Annotated in this window: 18 protein-coding genes and 1 riboswitch; of the genes, 7 read left to right on the forward strand and 11 right to left on the reverse strand. The window is 73.3% G+C overall.

Translation table 11 applies throughout. From position 1 onward, the window contains the following. Nucleotides 1–17 precede the first annotated feature (17 nt). Nucleotides 18–1,802 (forward strand): glycoside hydrolase family 15 protein, encoded by a 1,785-nt coding sequence (locus ACIBJF_RS02615; RefSeq protein ID WP_399171828.1) that lies wholly within the window; start codon nt 18–20, stop codon nt 1,800–1,802. 5 nt (nt 1,803–1,807) lie between these two features. Beyond that, nucleotides 1,808–2,563, forward strand: coding sequence for an SDR family oxidoreductase (locus ACIBJF_RS02620; protein ID WP_399171829.1), 756 nt, complete (start codon nt 1,808–1,810; stop codon nt 2,561–2,563). Nucleotides 2,564–2,580: 17 nt separating this feature from the next. Here ACIBJF_RS02620 and amaP read toward each other — a convergent pair whose 3' ends face one another. From amaP to ACIBJF_RS02645, 5 genes are read right to left on the reverse strand one after another with little or no spacing between them, the layout of a single operon-like run. Then, nucleotides 2,581–3,162, reverse strand: a complete 582-nt coding sequence (gene amaP, locus ACIBJF_RS02625) for an alkaline shock response membrane anchor protein AmaP (protein WP_399171830.1) — start codon at nt 3,160–3,162, stop codon at nt 2,581–2,583. A 5-nt stretch (nt 3,163–3,167) separates the two neighbouring features. After that, complete coding sequence (locus tag ACIBJF_RS02630) at nt 3,168–3,782, reverse strand: DUF6286 domain-containing protein (protein WP_399171831.1); 615 nt, start codon at nt 3,780–3,782, stop codon at nt 3,168–3,170. Further along, nucleotides 3,782–4,138 (reverse strand): hypothetical protein, encoded by a 357-nt coding sequence (locus ACIBJF_RS02635; RefSeq protein WP_399171832.1) that lies wholly within the window; start codon nt 4,136–4,138, stop codon nt 3,782–3,784. Before ACIBJF_RS02635 ends, ACIBJF_RS02630 begins: the two co-directional genes overlap by 1 nt. A 6-nt stretch (nt 4,139–4,144) precedes the next feature. Then, a complete protein-coding gene (locus ACIBJF_RS02640; RefSeq protein WP_399171833.1) occupies nt 4,145–4,339 on the reverse strand; it encodes a hypothetical protein in 195 nt (64 codons plus the stop codon). 46 nt (nt 4,340–4,385) lie between these two features. Further along, nucleotides 4,386–4,856, reverse strand: a complete 471-nt coding sequence (locus ACIBJF_RS02645) for an Asp23/Gls24 family envelope stress response protein (RefSeq protein WP_399171834.1) — start codon at nt 4,854–4,856, stop codon at nt 4,386–4,388. 97 nt (nt 4,857–4,953) lie between these two features. Between ACIBJF_RS02645 and ACIBJF_RS02650 the strand changes: the two genes are divergently transcribed. Beyond that, complete coding sequence (locus tag ACIBJF_RS02650) at nt 4,954–5,688, forward strand: nucleopolyhedrovirus P10 family protein (protein WP_399171835.1); 735 nt, start codon at nt 4,954–4,956, stop codon at nt 5,686–5,688. 36 nt (nt 5,689–5,724) lie between these two features. On the opposite strand, the gene ACIBJF_RS02655 is transcribed toward ACIBJF_RS02650, so the two are convergent. The 3 genes from ACIBJF_RS02655 to ACIBJF_RS02665 form a co-directional block, all read right to left on the reverse strand. Then, the gene (locus ACIBJF_RS02655; RefSeq protein WP_356310481.1) at nt 5,725–6,528 is read right to left on the reverse strand and encodes an enoyl-CoA hydratase/isomerase family protein; all 804 of its coding nucleotides are present in this window, start codon (nt 6,526–6,528) and stop codon (nt 5,725–5,727) included. A gap of 162 nt (nt 6,529–6,690) precedes the next feature. Further along, nucleotides 6,691–6,912, reverse strand: a complete 222-nt coding sequence (locus tag ACIBJF_RS02660) for a helix-turn-helix domain-containing protein (protein ID WP_004002281.1) — start codon at nt 6,910–6,912, stop codon at nt 6,691–6,693. A 323-nt stretch (nt 6,913–7,235) separates the two neighbouring features. Beyond that, nucleotides 7,236–8,834, reverse strand: a complete 1,599-nt coding sequence (locus tag ACIBJF_RS02665) for an ABC-F family ATP-binding cassette domain-containing protein (RefSeq protein WP_399171836.1) — start codon at nt 8,832–8,834, stop codon at nt 7,236–7,238. Between the two features lie 1,235 nt (nt 8,835–10,069). Here ACIBJF_RS02665 and ACIBJF_RS02670 point away from each other — a divergent pair. Beyond that, the gene (locus tag ACIBJF_RS02670; protein ID WP_399171837.1) at nt 10,070–10,483 is read left to right on the forward strand and encodes a VOC family protein; all 414 of its coding nucleotides are present in this window, start codon (nt 10,070–10,072) and stop codon (nt 10,481–10,483) included. A 16-nt stretch (nt 10,484–10,499) separates the two neighbouring features. On the opposite strand, the gene ACIBJF_RS02675 is transcribed toward ACIBJF_RS02670, so the two are convergent. The 3 genes from ACIBJF_RS02675 to ACIBJF_RS02685 all read right to left on the reverse strand — a co-directional run bounded on the left by ACIBJF_RS02675 (nt 10,500) and on the right by ACIBJF_RS02685 (nt 14,188). Next, nucleotides 10,500–12,062: a hypothetical protein gene (locus ACIBJF_RS02675; RefSeq protein ID WP_399171838.1), complete on the reverse strand. Its 1,563-nt coding sequence runs from the start codon at nt 12,060–12,062 to the stop codon at nt 10,500–10,502. A 208-nt stretch (nt 12,063–12,270) separates the two neighbouring features. Then, on the reverse strand, nt 12,271–13,398 hold the full coding sequence (locus ACIBJF_RS02680; RefSeq protein ID WP_399171839.1) for an alpha/beta hydrolase: 1,128 nt from the start codon (nt 13,396–13,398) through the stop codon (nt 12,271–12,273). 127 nt (nt 13,399–13,525) lie between these two features. After that, nucleotides 13,526–14,188: a class II aldolase/adducin family protein gene (locus tag ACIBJF_RS02685; protein WP_399171840.1), complete on the reverse strand. Its 663-nt coding sequence runs from the start codon at nt 14,186–14,188 to the stop codon at nt 13,526–13,528. A gap of 189 nt (nt 14,189–14,377) precedes the next feature. Between ACIBJF_RS02685 and ACIBJF_RS02690 the strand changes: the two genes are divergently transcribed. The 3 genes from ACIBJF_RS02690 (at nt 14,378) to ACIBJF_RS02700 (ending at nt 16,789) form a co-directional block, all read left to right on the forward strand. Next, a complete protein-coding gene (locus ACIBJF_RS02690) occupies nt 14,378–15,133 on the forward strand; it encodes a lysozyme (RefSeq protein ID WP_399171841.1) in 756 nt (251 codons plus the stop codon). 143 nt (nt 15,134–15,276) lie between these two features. Further along, nucleotides 15,277–16,527: an anion permease gene (locus ACIBJF_RS02695; protein WP_399171842.1), complete on the forward strand. Its 1,251-nt coding sequence runs from the start codon at nt 15,277–15,279 to the stop codon at nt 16,525–16,527. A 34-nt stretch (nt 16,528–16,561) separates the two neighbouring features. Continuing rightward, entirely contained in the window at nt 16,562–16,789 is a 228-nt protein-coding gene (locus tag ACIBJF_RS02700; RefSeq protein WP_399171843.1) for a hypothetical protein, read from the forward strand. A gap of 142 nt (nt 16,790–16,931) precedes the next feature. Next, a riboswitch (cobalamin riboswitch) is annotated at nt 16,932–17,074 on the forward strand. The last annotated feature ends 38 nt before the right edge of the window (nt 17,075–17,112 follow it).

Here is a 17,112-nt window from a genome sequence, read left to right on the forward strand (position 1 = left end):
CCGGGAAACCGGATCCCGTGAACGCGCGCATCGAGGACTACGCACTCATCGGTGACGAGCAGACCGCCGCGCTGGTCGGGAAGAACGGCTCCATCGACTGGCTGTGCCTGCCCCGCTTCGACTCCGGGGCCTGCTTCGCGCGGCTGCTGGGCGACGAGGACCACGGTTACTGGCGGATCGCCCCCGAGGACGCGGACACCTGCACGCGCCGCGCCTACCGGCCCGACACCCTCGTCCTCGACACCGAGTGGGAGACCCCGGACGGCACGGTCCGCGTCACCGACCTGATGCCGCAGCGCGACCGCGCCCCCGACGTCGTACGCATCGTCGAAGGCGTCAGCGGCCGGGTCACCGTCCGCAGCACCCTCCGGCTGCGCTTCGACTACGGCTCGATCATGCCGTGGGTGCGCCGCGCGGACGGGCACCGGGTGGCCGTCGCGGGCCCGGACTCGGTCTGGCTGCGTTCCGAACCCCCCGTGCGCACCTGGGGCGCCGACTTCGGCACCCACTCCGAGTTCACCGTCGCCGAGGGCGAGCGGGTCGCGTTCGTGCTCACCTGGCACCCCTCGCACGAGCGGCGCCCGCCGCTCAACGACCCCTTCGAGGGCCTGGAATGCAGCGTCACCGACTGGCAGGGCTGGGCCCGGCAGTGCTGTTACGAGGGCCCCTACCGGGACGCGGTCGTCCGCTCCCTGATCACCCTCAAGGCCCTCACCTACATCCCGACCGGCGGGATCGTCGCCGCGGCGACCACCTCGCTGCCGGAGCAGCCGGGCGGCGTGCGCAACTGGGACTACCGGTACTGCTGGCTGCGCGATTCCACCCTCACCCTCGGCGCGCTGCTCAACGCCGGTTACCAGCAGGAGGCCTCGGCGTGGCGCGACTGGCTGCTGCGCGCGGTCGCCGGCGACCCGGCCGACCTGCAGATCATGTACGGCGTCGCGGGCGAGCGGCGGCTGCCGGAGATGGAGCTGTCCTGGCTGCCCGGCTTCGCCGACTCCGCCCCCGTACGCATCGGAAACGGCGCCGTCGAGCAGCTCCAGCTCGACGTGTACGGCGAGGTGATGGACTCGCTCGCCCTGGCCCGTAGCTCGGGGCTGTCCCCGCGGCCGCACATGTGGGCGATGCAGCGCGCCCTGATGCGGTTCCTGGAGTCGGCGTGGCGGCAGCCGGACGAGGGCCTGTGGGAGGTGCGCGGCGGGCGGCAGCAGTTCGTGCACTCCAAGGTGATGGTGTGGGTGGCCGCCGACCGGGCCGTGAAGACGCTGGAGCGGCATGAGGACCTCGACGGCGACCTGGAGGGCTGGCGCAGACTCCGCGACGAGGTGCACCAGGAGGTGTGCGAGAAGGGCTACGACCCCGAGCGGAACACCTTCACCCAGTACTACGGCTCCCGCGAACTGGACGCGGCGCTGCTGCTCCTGCCGCGCGTCGGTTTCCTGCCGCCGGACGACCCGCGGGTGGTCGGCACGGTCGACGCGATCCGCGACGACCTCGGGCACGGCGGCTTCCTGCGCCGGTACGACACGGAGGACTCGGTGGTCGACGGGCTGCCGAGCGGCGAGGGCGCCTTCCTGGCCTGCTCGTTCTGGCTGGCCGACGCCCTGCATCTGACCGGCCGGAAGGACGAGGCGCGGGAGCTGTTCGACCGGCTGATGGGCCTGGTGAACGACGTGGGGCTGCTGGCCGAGGAGTACGACCCCGTCAACGGCTGCCAGCTGGGCAACTTCCCGCAGGCCTTCAGTCACATCGCGCTGGTGAACACCGCCCTCACGCTGTTCGGGGACGACCAGGCAGGATAGGGGCCATGGATCTTGGACTGAAGGACCGGGTGTACGTCGTCACCGGGGCGACCCGCGGACTGGGCAACGCCGCCGCGCGGGAACTCGTCGCCGACGGGGCGAAGGTCGTGATCAGCGGCCGGGACGGGAAGCGGGTGGCCGACGCCGCCGCCGAACTGGGCCCGAACGCCGTGGGCGTGGGCATGGACAACGCCGACCCCGAGGCGCCGGAGCGGCTGATCGCGGCCGCGCGTGAGCACTTCGGCGGCTTCCACGGCGTGCTGGTGAGCGTGGGCGGGCCGGCGCCGGGGTTCGTCGCGGACAACACCGACGAGCAGTGGCGCACCGCGTTCGAGTCGGTGTTCCTCGGTGCGGTGCGGCTCGCCCGCGCGGCGGCGGCCGAGCTGGAGCCGGGCGGGGTGATCGGGTTCGTGCTGTCCGCGTCGGTGCACGAGCCGATTCCGGGGCTGACCATCTCCAACGGGCTGCGGCCCGGCCTCGCCGGGTTCGCCAAGTCCCTCGCGGACGAGCTGGGGCCGCGCGGGATCCGGGTGCTGGGGCTGCTGCCGTCGCGCATCGACACCGACCGGGTGCGCGAGCTGGACGCGTTGTCGGCCGACCCCGAGGCCACCCGGGCCGCGAACGAGGCCCGGATTCCGTTGCGGAGGTACGGGACTCCGGCGGAGTTCGGGAAGGTCGCGGCGTTCCTGCTCTCTCCGGCCGCGTCCTATCTCAGTGGGGTCATGCTGCCTGTGGACGGGGGGATGCGGCACGGGTTCTAGGGCGTGGCCCCGGGCCGTCAAGTGACCCTTTCCGCGCGGTGTCTGACCGTCCGCAGGCGTACCTCTGCGGGCAGCGAGGGCAAGCGAGCCGACCGGCGGGCGCGGGTCAGGGCCTCGGCCGTGAACCCGTTCAGGGCCGTCGCCGGGTCCACGTGCGGCTCCAGTTGGAGCCACACCCTCGCCGTGGGCTTCGTACGGCGGCCCCGCAGGAGGATCTCCGCGTGGGCCACGCCCTCCTGCTGTACGGCGTCCTCGGCCAGGGCCGATTCCAGGGCCCTGGCGCGCAGGAGGGCGGACTCGTCGTCGCCGGTGTCGATCAGGACCTCGGCCAGCCGGCGGCGGCGCAGCACCGACGTGAGCCACCACAGGGCGAGCAGCACGACGGCGGCGAGGGCGGCGATGACCGCCGGCCACCACCAGCTCCTGCCGCGCCAGTGGGTGCGTTCGGCCCTGGTCAGCAGGACGTCGTGCGGGCCGGTGTGGATCCACCAGGAGGGTGACGGCGCACCCAGGCCGACGGCGAGCACCGCGCCGCCGAGCGCGAGCAGGAGCAGGCCGACGAGGGCCAGCAGGACGCGGTTGAGGCCGCCGGTGCGCATCGTCCTCACCCCTTCCGTCCGGGCCGGGACACACGCAGCGACAGCGTGGGCGGGCGGGTCAGGCCGAGGCCCCGGATCGCGTCCGTGAGCACGGTGTCCAGGTCGGCGCGTACCTCGTCCAGGTCACGGAAGTGGGAGACGGCACGGACGTCGGCCTTCTTGTGCCGCATCCGCACCCGGACCGACCGGACCCCGGCCACGTCGACGGCCCGGTCGCGGAGCAGGAGCGCCGCGGCCTCGCGCCGGAGCGCGGCGCGGACATCGGGGTGCGGGCGCCGCATGGACAGCAGTCCGCGCAGGCCGGGCGTGACCGCGAGGACGATCAGCCACAGGCCGAGCGCGACGGCGACGGCCGCGCCGGTCAGCACCCAGACGTCGTCCAGGGGCCGTTCGGCCAGTTGCCGGGCGAGTGCGCGGCGCCAGTGCATCGCGGGGTGGTGAGCGCGTACGGCGGCGATGTCGTACAGCAGCAGGCCCGCGCCCGCCAGCAGCAGGAGCGCGACGACGGCGGCCGGGACGCGGCGCGGCGACCAGAAGCGGCCGCTGCCCCCGGCGGGGGCGGGCGGGGTGGTGCCGGGCTCCTTGTCGAGGGTGGGGGTGGTCGACTGGGGTTCGCTCATCACGCCCTCCCGTGCGGTGCCGGGTGCAGCCGTTCGACCTGGACGGCGACCTCGGGCACCTCCATGTCCACCAACGCGCCTACCCGCTCGGCGACATGGCGACGCACGGCGGCGCAGTGGGCGCCGATGTCGCAGGGGTAGCCGAGTTCGAGGTGGACGCGGACGCGGGCCGCCCGCCGGCTGACGACGACCGTGGCGTGCGGGGCGGCCGCGTCGGCGGGCAGCGACGGCAGCGCCTCCCGGGCGGCCTGCGCGGCGATCTTCGCCACGACCCGGTCGGCGATCCGGGTGGCGCCGCGCTCGCCCGGCGGCACGAGGGCCGACGGGAGGGGCGCCGCGCCGGTCTCGGCACTCACCTCCGGTCACCGCCGCCGGTCGCGCCGGTCGCCGCGGGTGCGGAAGAAGTCACCGAGTTCGAGGTCGCCCTCCGCGAACCGGCCGGCGACGAACCCGATCGCGCCCAGCGCCGCCACCAGCAGAAAGGCCGCGAAGCCGCCGAAGTACCCGGCGAAGCCCAGCGCCATTCCGGCGATCATGCCGACCACGGCCATGCTCATGGAGCGCTCCTCAGCTCATCGGGTGTGCGGGGTCCGGGACCGGGTCTCACTGGATCCGGGGCTCCGGTTCCTCTTCCTCTTCCTCGGGCAGCTTGACGTCGCTCACCGCGATGTTGACCTCGACCACCTCGAGTCCGGTCATGCGTTCCACGGCGGCGATCACGTTCTCCCGCACGTCGCGGGCGACATCGCCGATCGAGACGCCGTAGTCCACGACGATCTCCAGGTCGAGCGCGGTCTGCACCTCGCCGACCTCGGCCTTCACGCCCCGGGTGACCGACTTGGAGCCGCCGGGCACCCGGTCGCGTACAGCGCCGAGGGTGCGGGCCAGACCGCTGCCCAGGGCGTGGACGCCGACCACGTCCCGGGCCGCGAGAGCGGCGATCTTCTCCACGACGCCGTCGGCGATGGTCGTCCGTCCGCGGGCCGCGGGATCGCCGCCGCCGCGCCGGATCGCCTTACGGGTCGAAACCTGGGGCTCCTGGTCGCCCTCGGGGGTCGTCGTCATGTCGGTCATCGCCGTCCATCCCTTTCGGTCGTCCCCTTCGATCGTCCACTGACCACCGTAAGCAAGGTTCCCCGACCGCGCGCCGCTGATACGGCAGGCTGGAGGAATGACGGCGGAGCGGTGGACACAGGTGGTGCGGAGCCAGATCGGGCTGGGCAGGCTGCTGCCGCTCGGCGGGCCGGGCGACGGCGCCTGGATCGCGGAGAGCGCGGCCGCGGCGGTACTGGAGCGCGCGGCGGCCGAGGGGATGCCCGGAGTGCGGCTCGGCGCGGTGCGGCTCGCGCTCGCCGACCCGGAGGAGGCCCAGGAGCCCGTCGTACCGGCTCCGCCGAGCGCGCTGCCGCCGGGCCCGCTGCGGCTGACGGCGGACTTCGGCGCGACGGCCGGCGAGCCGCTGCCGACGGTGGCGTCGGGGCTACGGCGGACACTGGCGACGGCCGCGAGGGAGCGGCTCGGGCTCGTGGTGACGGAGGTGGACCTGCGGGTCACCGACCTGCTGGACACGCCGGAGCCGGCCGCGCAGGCGCGCGCACCGCAGCCGATGTCCGCGCGGGAGCCCACGGACCCGGACGAGGCCCGGGCGGCCGCGGCCGCCCTGTCCGTCCCCGGGGTGACCGGGCTGACGGGTTCCCTCGGCGGTCTGCGCCGGGCGGTTCACCTGGAGGAGCGCACGACTGGTACCGCGCTGCCGTACCGGCACGCGCGCGTGGAGCTGGCGGCCAGCCCGGACCGCCGGGCCGTCGACGTGGCCCGGCAGGTCCGCACGGCCGTACGGGACGCGCTGGAGGACCGCCCGACGGTGGCGGTGTTGATCACCGCGGTCGGTGAAGCGGCCCCTTAGGGGCGCGCACCGTCCGCACGGCCGCCGCTGCTGCGGTCACTCGCCGAGGCCGGCCAGATCCCGAAGCCGGCGTGCCTGAGCGGCACGCTCGGCCGCACGCTGAGCCTCGTAGTCACGGCCCGCCGCGCCGCGCAGCAACGCCTTGGTCTCGGCGACGGCGTCCCGCGGCGCGGCCAGCAGCGCGGCCGCCAAGTCCCGCACGGCATCGTCCAGTTGGTCGCCGGGCACGGCGACGTTGGCCAGCCCGGACGCCACCGACTCCGCCGCGCCGACGAACCGTCCGGTCACGCAGATCTCGAGGGCGCGGGCGTACCCTACGAGGCCGACCAGCGGGTGTGTGCCGGTCAGGTCGGGGACGAGACCGAGGCTGGTCTCGCGCATGGCGAACTGCACGTCGTCCGCGACGACCCGCAGATCGCACGCGAGCGCGAGCTGGAAGCCGGCCCCGATGGCGTGCCCTTGGACGGCGGCGACGGACACGATGTCGTTGCGCCGCCACCAGGTGAACGCCTCCTGGAACTCGGCGATGCTCGCGTCGAGCCCGGCGTCGTCACGGCGCGCGAGTTCGATGAAGTTCGGCTCGCCCGGGATCCCCTCCGGTGTGAACATCTGCCGGTCCAGCCCGGCGGAGAAGGACTTGCCCTCGCCGCGCAGCACGACGACACGGACGGAGCCCGGCAGCAGCCGGCCGGCCTCGGTGAGCGCCCGCCACAGGGCGGGGCTCTGCGCGTTGCGCTTGGCCGGGTTGGTCAGCGTCACCGTGGCGAGCGCGTCGTCGACGGTGAGCCGTACGCCGTCCTTGTCGAGTGCGGGAGCGAGGTCCTGGTCGGGCGAAGCCATGGGGCGCCTCCGATGGGTGCGGTCATCCGGGCATGCCTGCGGCATGCCTAAGTGACTGCACAGTAACCACCCGGCTGATCTGGGGTCCCCCCAGGGCCCCTCAAGGGCCCAGGGGGGAGGCCGACCGGGTGACCACCATCGAAGCCGATGGACCGCCCGGCGTCAGGACGATGCGGCCTTCTTGCCCCGGGTCGCTCCGCCACGCCCACGAAGCGTGACGCCCGACTCACTGAGCATCCGGTGTACGAAGCCATACGAGCGGCCGGTCTCCTCGGCCAGCGCCCGGATGCTCGCACCGGAGTCGTACTTCTTCTTCAGGTCTGCCGCGAGCTTGTCGCGCGCGGCGCCGGTCACCCGGCTGCCCTTCTTCAGAGTCTCGGCCACCCGTGCCTCCTCATGGGAAGTGCGCTCTGGTCTCCTCATGATCACCCCTCTTGGGCCTGATGGCCACCCATTCGGCAAGGTCCGTGAGACATCGTTGTGACGACAGGAGTGGACCCCCACAAGCGGAATCAAGGGTTCCATGGGGTGGTGTCGAGGGGGCCGAACGGATGGATTCGCGAAGTGCCAGGTCAGGGACGCGCGACGGCCGTTCCCTTGGCACGCAAGGGAACGGCCGGGAAATCCGTGTACGACACACCTCGATACGAGGAGATCTCACACAGATGATGGATCACGGATGAGCCGAATGATCCATACGCAATGGATCACGCCAGGGCGACGAGGTCCGCGTAGTCGGAACCCCACAGATCCTCGACGCCGTCCGGCAGCAGGATGATCCGCTCCGGCTGGAGCGCCTCGACGGCGCCCTCGTCGTGCGTGACGAGGACGACCGCGCCCTTGTAGGTGCGCAGGGCGCCGAGGATCTCCTCGCGGCTGGCGGGGTCGAGGTTGTTGGTCGGCTCGTCGAGCAGGAGCACGTTCGCCGAGGAGACGACCAGGGTCGCCAGGGCGAGACGGGTCTTCTCACCGCCGGAGAGGACTCCGGCCGGCTTGTCGACGTCGTCGCCGGAGAAGAGGAACGAGCCCAGCACCTTGCGGACCTCGACCAGGTCCATGTCGGGGGCAGCCGAGCGCATGTTCTCAAGCACCGTGCGGTCCGGGTCGAGGGTCTCGTGCTCCTGGGCGTAGTAGCCGAGCTTGAGGCCGTGACCGGGGACGACCTGGCCGGTGTCGGGCTTCTCGACCCCGCCGAGCAGGCGCAGCAGGGTCGTCTTGCCGGCGCCGTTGAGGCCGAGGATGACGACTCGGGAGCCCTTGTCGATGGCCAGGTCGACGTCGGTGAAGATCTCCAGGGAGCCGTACGACTTCGACAGGCCCTCCGCCATCAGCGGGGTCTTGCCGCAGGGCGCGGGCTCCGGGAAGCGGAGCTTGGCGACCTTGTCGGACATGCGGACCTCTTCGAGGCCGGAGAGCAGCTTCTCGGCCCGGCGGGCCATGTTCTGCGCGGCGACCGTCTTGGTGGCCTTGGCGCGCATCTTGTCGGCCTGCGCGTTGAGGGCGGCGGCCTTCTTCTCGGCGTTGACCCGCTCCCGCTTGCGGCGCTTCTCGTCGGCCTCGCGCTGCTGCTGGTAGAGCTTCCAGCCCATGTTGTAGATGTCGATCGTGGACCGGTTGGCGTCCAGGTAGAACACCTTGTTGACCACGGTGTCGACCAGGTCGACGTCGTGGGAGATCACGATGAAGCCGCCGCGGTAGGTCTTCAGGTAGTCCCGCAGCCAGATGATCGAGTCCGCGTCGAGGTGGTTGGTCGGCTCGTCCAGGAGCAGGGTGTCCGCGTCCGAGAACAGGATCCGGGCCAGTTCGATACGGCGGCGCTGACCACCGGAGAGGGTGTGCAGCGGCTGGCCGAGGACGCGGTCGGGCAGGTTCAGCGCGGCGGCGATGGTGGCGGCCTCGGCCTCGGCGGCGTACCCGCCCTTGGTGAGGAACTCGGTCTCCTGGCGCTCGTACTGCTTGAGGGCCTTCTCGCGGGTGGCGCCCTTGCCGGTGGCGATGCGCTCCTCGTTCTCGCGCATCTTGCGGATCAGTACGTCGAGGCCGCGCGCGGAGAGGATGCGGTCGCGGGCGAGGACGTCCAGGTCGCCGGTACGGGGGTCCTGCGGGAGGTAGCCGACCTCGCCGGAGCGGGTGATCTGGCCGGAGGCCGGGATGCCCTCGCCGGCCAGGCACTTCGTGAGGGTGGTCTTGCCGGCGCCGTTGCGGCCGACGAGGCCGATGCGGTCGCCCTTGGCGACCCGGAAGGTGGCGTTCTCGATGAGGACGCGCGCACCGGCGCGCAGCTCGATACCGGAGGCGGAGATCAAGGACAGACTCCAGGGCGTACAGGGGTTGGCGGGTGGGCGGCTGAGGACGTTCCCGCCGTCTAATGCGCGAGGAGAATGGCCATGGGAAGAAGTCTAACGGGGCCGTGCAAGCTGTTTTTCTACGTCCGCGTGTTCGGTCCGTGCGGCGCGCACGGCGCGGAAGATCGTTGCCGAGGGGCGTGCGGTCCGGGACGATCCGTCCGAGGTCGTCCAGGGCCACGAGGTGCCCGGTCCGGGCGCCCTGGGCGCACGGCCGGGCGATCAGCAGGGCCGTGCCGCGCCGTACGGCGCCCTCGGGCCGGAACGCACAGCTCCGGCCGGCGGGCAGCACCCAGCGCAGGTCGCCGTCGGCGACGCGGTACGCGGTGACGCGGTACGCGGTGACGACCCCGAGGATGCCGTGGCCGAGGAGTCGCAGCACGCCGGGGCCGCCCTGCGCGGGGAGCCACTCGGCCCAGTCGGGCAGGGCCCGGTGCCAGCACACCGAGCGCCCGTCGGTGTCGGTCAGCAGCCCGTCCTCCCACAGCGCGATGACCTCCGCGCGCGTGGCCAGCACGGCAAGAAGGCGATGCCCCACGCGCGCGTACCGCCAGCGCAGCGCGCCGGTACGGGAGTCGTAGGCGGCCATGCCGGCGCCCCGCGCGCGGAGGGTCCACGTTCCTGCGCCCGGCTGCGGTCGCCCCGACGCCGGGCGGACGAGACGGTCCTCGTAGGGGGCGGGGCGCAGGTGGTGGGCGACACCGAGAAGACAGAGCGCGAGCAGGAGGGCGACCGCTCGGCGGACGCGTGCGGGAGCGGGCACGCGTGCGGGAGCGGTCAGCGGGGGCGTACCGGATCGGGGCGCCCGGTCACGGGGACCGCCGCAACGACTGCCGGGGCCGAGGCCGGTGCCGCCGTTGTCCAGGCCGGACGCCGCCGAAGGCGCAGGCACGGCGGGTGTCGGCACGAGGAGCCCGCGGCCGGCACGGGGTGGTCGTGTCCCGTGCGGTGCAACGGCCACCTTCCCCCTTCGCTGTCCTCGGCCCTGGATCGGAGGGCGAGCGTAGTGAGGTCGGGCGGCGGGGGCCGGGCGGACCGTGGCCGGGAAGCCGCCCGTTCGGGGTCCGTCAGGGGATGGGCCCGGCGGGGCGGCCAGAGGGCATGAAGCAGCGCGACGCGTTCTGCCGAGGCTTGTCAGTGGCGGCTGCGAGACTGAACGAGGCGCCACAGAACCGACGCACGAAGGAGTGATCGGCATGGCAGGCACGGGCGGCGGACGGCCGAGCCTCTACCCCACGCTGCTGTACGCGGACGCGAAGGCGGCGATCAGGCAGCTCACGGAGGCCCTCGGCTTCACCGAGCTGTCGGTGTACGAGACGGAGGACGGCAAGGTGATGCATGCCGAGCTGGTCCAGGGCAACGGCGCGGTGATGATCGGCTCCAAGGGGCGCGGCGGCCTCTTCGACACGGCGATGAAGGACGCGGGCCCCGCCGGGGTGTACGTCGTCGTGGACGACGTGGACGCCCACCACCAGCGGGCCCTGGAGCACGGCGTGGAGATCCTGATGCCCCCGACGGACCAGGACTACGGCTCGCGGGACTACCTGGCCCGGGACACCGAGGGCAACATCTGGAGCTTCGGGACGTACGCCCCCGAGATCGGCGCCTGAGCGGCCACCGCGCCGCTCATCCCCCGGTGTGCACGTGGAAGGCGGCCCGGCGCACGGCCTTGGCCAGGGCCGGGTCGGGATGCGCGGCGGCGAGCGCCACCAGGACCTGCACGGTGCGCGGGTGCCCGACGGCGCGGACCTCGTCGAGCAGCTGGGGGACGGTGGGCTGCACCGCGGACTCCAGATGCCGGACCAGCATCGGCGACTCGCCGTGGTCGGCGACGGCGGCCGCCGTGTCCACCCACAGCCAGGTGGCCTCCTCGCGGGTGAGGACCTCGTGGGCGTCCTCGGGGTCGATCCCGTCGTGCTCGGCGAGCCACAGCAGGGCGTAGGGCCGCAGGGCCGGCTCGTCCACGACGGCGCGTACGTCGGGCTCGGCGGGGGCGCCGACGACGCGCAGCGCCTCGAAGGCCAGGCCGCGCAGCAGGGCGTCCTCGCCGCGGGCGGCGTGGATCAGCTCGGTGACGGCATCGCCGACGGTGCGGGCGGCGAGCCAGGCGCGGTATTCGGCGCGGGCGGCGTTGGGGCGCAGCTGTGCGCAGCCGCGGAGCATGTCCTCGGCGGACTGCTCGATGTTGCCGGCCGGGCTCTGCGCGGCCACGCAGATCTGCTCCAGCTTGACCCAGACCGCCCAGCTGCCCAGCGGGGTGAGGGTGGCCTGGCCGTCGCCGTAGGTCAGCGCGCCGACCGCGGCGAGGGCCCGCAGCGCCCAGTCGAGGAGGGGTTCGAGCGGGGCGTTGCCGGTGGGCGCGTCGCCCGAGACGACGGCCGTGAGTCCCGCCGGGCTCGGGGAGTCGGCCGCCGGGCGGACGGGCCCCGGCTCGGACGGCCGCCGCGCCCCCGCCAGGGCCGGCTGTGCGGATCCCGGCTCGGACGGCTGCCGGGCCGCCGGCACGGTCGGCCGCGCGGGCCCGGGCTCGGCGGGCTGCCCGGCGCCGTGCTCGTAGGGGACCTCGCAGCGCTCGGTGCGCAATTCGGTGACCCGCTGCTGGAGCAGGTCGAGCAGCTGCTCGACCGGGACGGGCCCGGCGGACAGCTGGAGGAAGGAAAGCACCTGGGGCATGGCCGAGACGACCTCGGCGACGGCGGCCGGCTCGTGCTCCTCGGGTTCCGGGGAGGCGAGCGACCAGGCGTCGAAGAGGGCGACCCAGCCGCGCAGTACGGCGCTGTCGTCGCGGTCCCAGGCGCGCAGCCGCCAGCCGGGGCGCGCGCTGTCGCCGTGTACCTCGACGAGTCCGGCGAGGCGGGCGGTGTCCCAGTCGGCGCGGATCCGGGCGACGCTCAGGCCCAGATCGGCGGCGGCGCGCCGGGCGGTGGCGTCGGAGAGGGTGGCCTTGCCGTCGGCGGTGGCGCTGTCGCTGCCGGGGCCGAGTGCGGCGTCGGCCCAGCGGGCGACGCGGACCGGACCGGCCAGCCCGGTGCGGGCCATTTCGGCCAGTTCCGCGGGTGCCGGGGTGCCCTCCGGCGGCCGGGGTGCGGGGCGGCGCGGGCGCCGCTGGTTCACAGCTCTGGGGGCGGCGGCCAGGGGTCGCGGTCGGACGAGTCGGAGCCTGGAGTCGCGCGGGATACGGGACGTCACGAGTGCAGTCTTCCGGTTGACGGTCCGAAAACCCAAACGGAATGTCACGGCGGGCGACGGGGCTGGCCAAGGCACGGGGGCCGGGGCGGGGCGAGGAGTGGTGTTCAGGCCAGTGGCACGGCCTTAAACGGAATGCCCGGCACCGGGCCTCCCGGCGCCTGCCGGAGGGTCAAGAGCGTCCCCGTACCGGCGGGGTGGGGTGGCGTGCTCATACCAGTGGGGTCAGGAAGCGGCGCAGCCGCTCCTCGTACTCCTTCGGGTCGGCGTTCCACATCGCCGCGTGCGGGGCCCGCGGGACGGTGTGCAGGGCGACCAGATCCGGGCGGCGGTGGGCGAGCCGACGGGAGAACTCCCAGGGCGCCACCCGGTCGTCGGGCCCGTGGAAGATCAGCGTCGGCACGGTGAGCACGTCGGGGTCGGTGATCTCGGGGACCCGGTCGGCGTACAGGCCGGTCCGGCCCTGCGCGGCGCGCACGGCGAGCGGCAGCAGCGGCTGCGGGGTGCGGCGGGCGCGGGCGAGGGCGCGCAGCGTGGCCTCCCAGCTGAGCACCGGCGAGTCGAGGACCAGTCCGGCGATGTGCTCGCGCACCGCGGAGCGCTCGGCGGCGCGCAGCGCCATGGTGGCGCCGGTGGACCAGCCGAGCAGGACGACCCGGCGGGCGCCGTAGCGGAGGGCGTAGCGGATCGCCGCGTCCAGGTCGCGCCACTCGGTCTCGCCGAGGTGGTTCAGTCCGTCCGGGGGGCGCGGGGCGCCGAGGTCGCCGCGGTAGGCGAGGGCGAGGACCGGTACCCGGCGGGCGTGCAGGGGGGCCATGAGGTTCATGGCCTGTTCCCGGGTGGTGCCGAGGCCGTGCACGGCGATCACCCAGGTGTCCCGGGCGCCGGGCACGAACCAGGCGGGCAGTTCGCCGAGTTCGCCGGGGACGTCGATGTCGGCGTGGTCGAGGCCGAGGGCGGTGCCGGGGTTGCCGACGTACAGGTTCGGGGTGAACCACACCGCGTCGCCGGAGGCGAGGGTGCCGTGGGTGACGCGTACCAGGCGGCGTACGACGGTGTCGGCCGCGTGCTCGGCCGCCTCCAGGACGGGGCCGACGACCGCGTGGGAGCCGTCGCCGGAGAGGCCGTAGGTGCCGGGGCGCAGCGAGGCCAGATCGCGGGTGAGCGTGATCTGGCCGGCGGCGGTGCCGTGCACGGTGAGCCGGGGTTCGGTGGGCAGGGGGCGGCCCGCGGGCGCCTTCAGCGCGGCGTCGCTGGCGATCCGGCCGGCGGCGACGGATGCCGCGCCGGCGGCGAGGATCGCGGTCAGTGCGGTGGCGGTCGCTTTGACTGGGCGCACGGGTCCAGTGTCGTGGGGGTCGGGCCTGCCGGCCAGTGGAAGGGCCGGGCGGTGAGCAGGGACCGGCGGGGAAGGGTGGGCGAGGCGGTCGAGGAAGCGCCGGAGCGAAGGACTGGGCAGCACGGTGTCACCTCCGTTGGCCGTACCCCTTCAAACGTTCCCCGACCTCCGCCAGTTGTGCCTCCGTCAGCAGGGACGGGTTCGGGCCCGGTACCGAGGACGCCGTCAGCCACAGGCGGCACATCCACTCCAGTTGGGCGGTGCGGTCGTAGGCCTGGTCGAGGGTGGTGCCGTAGGTGACCGTGCCGTGGTTCTGCAGGAGGCAGCCGGAGCGGTCGGTCAGGGCGCGGAGCATGTTCCCGGCGAGCTCGTCGGTGCCGTAGGTGGCGTAGGGGGCGACCCGGACGGGGCCGCCGAGGGCCGCCGCCATGTAGTGGACCAGCGGGAGCTCCGGGACGAGCGTGGAGACGGCCGTCGCGTGCACGGCGTGGGTGTGGACGACCGCACGGGCGTCGGTGGTGCGGTAGACGGCGAGGTGCATGGGCAGCTCGCTGGTCGGCACCAGCGTGCCGAGCACCTGGCGTCCGTCGAGGTCGACGCCGGTGATGTCGTCCGGGGTGAGCCGGTCGTAGGGAACGCCGGACGGGGTGACGAGCACCAGGTCGCCGATGCGCGCGGAGACGTTCCCGGAGGTGCCGACCACCAGCCCGTCGGCCACGGTCCGCCGCGCCGTCGCGACCAGTTCCGCCCAGACCCGTTCGTGTTCCGCGTCCCGCCGCTGTCCAGCCATGCCGTGATCCTGCCAGCCGCGACCGCGGAAGGAGGACGGCCGGTCGCTTCCGGCCGGAAGTGCGCACCCTCCGAACGAGCGAAAACATGGCGAACCGCCGCAAAGAGGCGCTGATTCGCTGTTCAGCGGGCCTTCAATGGTCTCTCTTGCCCGCCGGACGATCTTCCGTCCGCCGACCCGGGGAGACACATGGCCCGCGAACGCACCCTTCTCCGTCACCGCGCCGGTGTCCTCGCGGCGGCCACGGCGGCGCTCGCCCTCACCGCCACCGCGTCCGCGGCCGCCGGACCTCCGGCACCGGCCACGGGCCTGCCCCGGGGGCACGACGTCTCGTCCCACCAGGAACACGTGGACTGGGCGGCCGCCCGGTCCATGGGCGCGCGGTTCGTCTACGTCAAGGCGACCGAGTCCACGGACTACCTCAACCCCTACTTCGACCAGCAGTACGACGGCGCCCGTGCGGCGGGCCTGTACCGGGGCGCGTACCACTTCGCGCGGCCGAACAAGTCCTCCGGCGCCTGGCAGGCCGCGTACTTCGTGCGGCACGGCGGGGACTGGGTGGCGGACGGCCGGACGCTGCCGCCCGCGCTCGACATCGAGGACAACCCGTACAGCAAGAAGCACAAGTGCTACGGGCTGGGCAAGACGCGGATGGTCCGCTGGATCCGGTCCTTCAGCGATGAGATCAAGCAGGAGACCGGCCGCCGACCGGTGATCTACACGACGACCCAGTGGTGGCGGCTGTGCACCGGCAACAGCCGCGCGTTCGCCAAGGGCCACGCCCTGTGGATCGCCCGGCACGGCACCTCGCGGCCGGGGACGCTGCCGGGCGGGTGGCGGTACTGGACGTTCTGGCAGTTCGACACCGACGGCCGGCTGCCGGGTGACCAGAATCTCTTCAACGGCTCCACGAGCCGGCTGCGGACCTTCGCGCGGGGTTGGTAGCCAAGGGACGCCTGGGCCGCCCGCGCCAAGCGGAACCTCAACCCTCCTCTCCGGACACCCCTACGCCTGTCGCAGTTCACCTTCCGTTCACCCAGGTTGCCTACGGTCGTCCAGCCAATGACCTCGAACGATTGCCTGGGTAAATGGAAAGCTTCTCGCTGATCCTCGCGATAGTGGTGACAACCGCTCTCGCGTTCGATTTCACGAACGGTTTCCACGACACCGCCAACGCGATGGCCACGACCATCTCGACAGGCGCCCTGAAGCCCAAGATCGCGGTGGCCATGTCCGCCGCCCTCAATCTGGTGGGCGCCTTCCTCTCCGTGGAGGTCGCCAACACGATCTCCAAGGGTCTCGTCGACGAGACCGGCATCCGTCCCGAGGTCATCTTCGCCGCCCTGGTCGGCGCGATCCTCTGGAACCTGCTGACCTGGCTGGTGGGCCTGCCCTCCAGCTCCTCGCACGCCCTGATGGGCGGTCTGATCGGCGCCACCATCGCCTCCGCCGGCTTCGGCGCCGTGCACGGTGACGTCCTGGTCACCAAGGTGCTGCTCCCCGCGGTCGCCGCGCCGATCGTGGCGGGCGTCGCCTCGATGCTGGCCACCCGGTTCTCCTACGGCATCGGCGGCAAGGCCGAGGGCGAGGCCACCCGCAAGGGCTACCGAGCCGGCCAGATCGCCTCCGCCGGCCTGGTCTCCCTCGCCCACGGCACCAACGACGCCCAGAAGACGATGGGCATCATCACCCTCGCGCTGATCACGGGCGGCGCCATCGCCCCGGGCTCGAACCCTCCCACCTGGGTCATCCTCTCCGCCGGCCTGGCCATCGCGCTCGGCACCTACATCGGCGGCTGGCGGATCATCCGCACCATGGGCAAGGGCCTGACCGACCTGGAGCCGCGCCAGGGCTTCGCCGCCCAGACCAGCGCCGCGACCGCCATCCTGGCCTCCTCCCACCTGGGCTTCTCCCTCTCCACCACGCATGTCGTCTCCGGCTCGGTGATGGGCGCGGGCCTCGGCCGCAAGGGCGGGGTGGTCCGCTGGTCCACCGCGACCCGCATGGCCGTCGCCTGGGTGCTCACCCTCCCGGCCGCCGCGCTGGTCGGCGCGGGCGCCGAGTCCGTCACGGACCTCGGTGACTGGGGCACCGCCGTCGTCGCCGTCTTCCTGGTCGCCGCGAGCGCCGCGATCTGGAAGGTCTCCCGCCGCGAGGTCGTCGACCACACCAACGTCGTCGACGCGCCCGAGGAGCCGGCCGGCGTGGTGACCACCGCCATCGCCGCGGTGACCCCGCCCCCGGCGGGCACGATCACCGAGGACCTGACGGCCACGATCCCCGCCCCGGCCACCGCCGAGCCCGCCCCCGAGGCCGCGCCGCCGGCCGCCACCGTCTGACCCCGGCCACACCGGTAACCAAGGAAGCAACCCCATGAAGATCGACTGGTCGGCCCTCGGCTCCGTCTTCGGCGCCAGCCTCGTGTTCACGGTGGGCCTGGTGGCCCTGTTCACCCTCGGCATCAACGGTCTGGCGCGGCGCGAGAAGGCCGCGGCCGAGGGCGGCTCCGCCACCCTCGCCGTCACCGGCGCCTACCTCTGCTTCGCCGCCTGCGCGGCGGCGGTGTCGTACGGCATCTTCCTCATCGTCTCCAAGTCCTGACGGAACACCACGAACCAGGCAACCCGAAGGCTCCCCGCCGTCCGTGACGGAGGGGAGCCTTCGTCGTGCCCAGGAGTCACGTGCGCCCCGCGATGTGGGGATCGGCACACTCTCCCCGCGCAGGTCAACGGCAAGTTGACGGCCGTTCCGGGCGCGTGGTGGACTGCCCAGGCCATGTACGGCGGCAAGAGAGGAAGCCGGTGCGAATCCGGCGCGGTCCCGCCACTGTCACCGGGGAAGAACCCCCGGGAGCCAGGAACTCTCACCGCCGAATCTCGTCGAACCAGGGCGCGGACACCCTGAGTGAGGACACAGATCGCCAT

This window comes from Streptomyces sp. NPDC050743 (assembly GCF_044456925.1).
Classification (GTDB): Bacteria; Actinomycetota; Actinomycetes; order Streptomycetales; family Streptomycetaceae; genus Streptomyces.

Bases quoted from the DNA above. Each gene is read 5' to 3' on its own strand.
- ACIBJF_RS02690 (WP_399171841.1), top strand. From the start codon at position 14,378: ATGGCCCGCGAACGCACCCTTCTCCGTCACCGCGCCGGTGTCCTCGCG.
- ACIBJF_RS02655 (WP_356310481.1), bottom strand. From the start codon at position 6,528: ATGGCTTCGCCCGACCAGGACCTCGCTCCCGCACTCGACAAGGACGGC.
- ACIBJF_RS02630 (WP_399171831.1), bottom strand. From the start codon at position 3,782: ATGAGCGAACCCCAGTCGACCACCCCCACCCTCGACAAGGAGCCCGGC.
- amaP (WP_399171830.1), bottom strand. From the start codon at position 3,162: ATGCGCACCGGCGGCCTCAACCGCGTCCTGCTGGCCCTCGTCGGCCTG.
- ACIBJF_RS02685 (WP_399171840.1), bottom strand. From the start codon at position 14,188: ATGGCTGGACAGCGGCGGGACGCGGAACACGAACGGGTCTGGGCGGAA.
- ACIBJF_RS02645 (WP_399171834.1), bottom strand. From the start codon at position 4,856: ATGACCGACATGACGACGACCCCCGAGGGCGACCAGGAGCCCCAGGTT.
- ACIBJF_RS02695 (WP_399171842.1), top strand. From the start codon at position 15,277: ATGGAAAGCTTCTCGCTGATCCTCGCGATAGTGGTGACAACCGCTCTC.
- ACIBJF_RS02640 (WP_399171833.1), bottom strand. From the start codon at position 4,339: ATGAGCATGGCCGTGGTCGGCATGATCGCCGGAATGGCGCTGGGCTTC.
- ACIBJF_RS02670 (WP_399171837.1), top strand. From the start codon at position 10,070: ATGGCAGGCACGGGCGGCGGACGGCCGAGCCTCTACCCCACGCTGCTG.
- ACIBJF_RS02650 (WP_399171835.1), top strand. From the start codon at position 4,954: ATGACGGCGGAGCGGTGGACACAGGTGGTGCGGAGCCAGATCGGGCTG.
- ACIBJF_RS02700 (WP_399171843.1), top strand. From the start codon at position 16,562: ATGAAGATCGACTGGTCGGCCCTCGGCTCCGTCTTCGGCGCCAGCCTC.
- ACIBJF_RS02620 (WP_399171829.1), top strand. From the start codon at position 1,808: ATGGATCTTGGACTGAAGGACCGGGTGTACGTCGTCACCGGGGCGACC.